3 protein-coding genes and 1 pseudogene are annotated in these 1,258 nt (G+C 50.1%); all 4 read left to right on the top strand.

The window, feature by feature from the left end; translation table 11 throughout:
- Positions 1-360: pseudogene (locus J8X26_RS25825) on the top strand (hypothetical protein); the annotation flags it as partial.
- The gene (locus J8X26_RS25820; protein ID WP_208952414.1) at positions 350-574 is read left to right on the top strand and encodes a hypothetical protein; all 225 of its coding nucleotides are present in this window, start codon (positions 350-352) and stop codon (positions 572-574) included. The pseudogene J8X26_RS25825 and the gene J8X26_RS25820, both read left to right, overlap by 11 nt.
- Positions 571-972: a hypothetical protein gene (locus J8X26_RS25815; RefSeq protein WP_208952413.1), complete on the top strand. Its 402-nt coding sequence runs from the start codon at positions 571-573 to the stop codon at positions 970-972. The genes J8X26_RS25820 and J8X26_RS25815 overlap by 4 nt, the downstream gene beginning before the upstream one ends.
- Positions 965-1,258 (top strand): hypothetical protein (locus J8X26_RS25810; protein ID WP_208952412.1); only part of this gene is annotated, 294 nt, incomplete at its 3' end. The genes J8X26_RS25815 and J8X26_RS25810, both read left to right, overlap by 8 nt.

Raw genomic sequence — 1,258 nt, 5'->3', positions numbered from 1 at the left:
ATTAAAACGATTAACAGCCAGTGGGTTGCCATTCACGTTAACGAAAATGAGGAAACCGTTGGGCATAGCCAGCTGGAACTGATTGAAGGGAAATATCCCGATTTCAACAAACTGCTGCCTGATGAGCCTGAACCTTGCAATGAAATGCCAATGTTCGCAGCCGATCTTCTTGCACTGCCACACCTGATGTTTGGTAGAAACTTTGCGCCAGTGAAGTTCAAGTCATACGGGAAAGGGAAACCGTGTGTATTGACCCTCGATCCAGTGACTAACCGCTTCTACGGTAACCCGTTCCTGGTGATTATGCCGCTGGTCGATAACGCATTTGAAATGTACGCCGAGGTGCTGAATGAAATTTGATTATCAGGATCACGGTGCTGTCGCCAGTCTGACGATCACCAGCACTGTGTTCGAATTCCGCAAACACAACCGGGCGGTGGATGCCGCCTTATTCGCTACTCAGTGGCTTAACACGGAGCGCAAAGGTTGCTTTTTCATGAAGTCGGTACTTTCCGGCAAAACGCCGGAAGTCCTGAGGGCTTACAAGGTTGCGGCGAAGGAGATAGCACGATGATCAACATTCAACTGGAAAATGGGCGCATAAATCTCGAAGGACTGGACGGAATAGCAGACCACTTGAAGGCGCTGGCGGTTACCAATAAAACGCTGGATAGCATTAAGGCCTCACTTGAGTCAGCTGACGATAAATCCAGTGAATGGTATCGCCGCGCTACAGCCGCACATAAAGCATGGTTCTGGATGCGCAGCCGTATTTGCGAACGTCTGGCAATCCTGCGCCGGGAGGAGAAAGAACTCAATCGTATGCGCGATAAGTTTGAGAAGGAAGAATTGCTCGATTTGCTGAGTAAGCAGCAATCCAAAGCTGATCTGCGCACTTTTCGCATTCTGGCTGAGGCGAAGGCAGAACAGCGTTTGCAAGAAATTTTGAATCAGGCGGTGAAAAATGTCTGACACCAACGTTTTTGCCCTCGCGCAAATCATCAAAACTGCCGGAGGTGATCCGGGCGATATCACCGACGCGGTATGGGCAGCCGGTTACCGCAAGCCAGAAAAATCAGCAGAGGAAGCTGTGCTGCTGACTATCGACCTGCTCGGCGAATACCACGGCAATGATATTCCTTCTGAGCATTGGCCTGAAACCTACGAAAGCGTGCTTTTAGGCGAACTAAATCGGGTTGTTCAGGATGCCGAATGGCCGAATAACTCGACGCCAGCCAGCATTGCAAAGGCGATTATC

Origin of the sequence: Rahnella sp. ChDrAdgB13, from assembly GCF_017655185.1 — a bacterium.
Lineage (GTDB): Bacteria > Pseudomonadota > Gammaproteobacteria > Enterobacterales > Enterobacteriaceae > Rahnella > Rahnella contaminans.
Note: the sequence above shows the minus strand (reverse complement) of the source record. Positions and strands in the feature narration are given on the sequence as shown.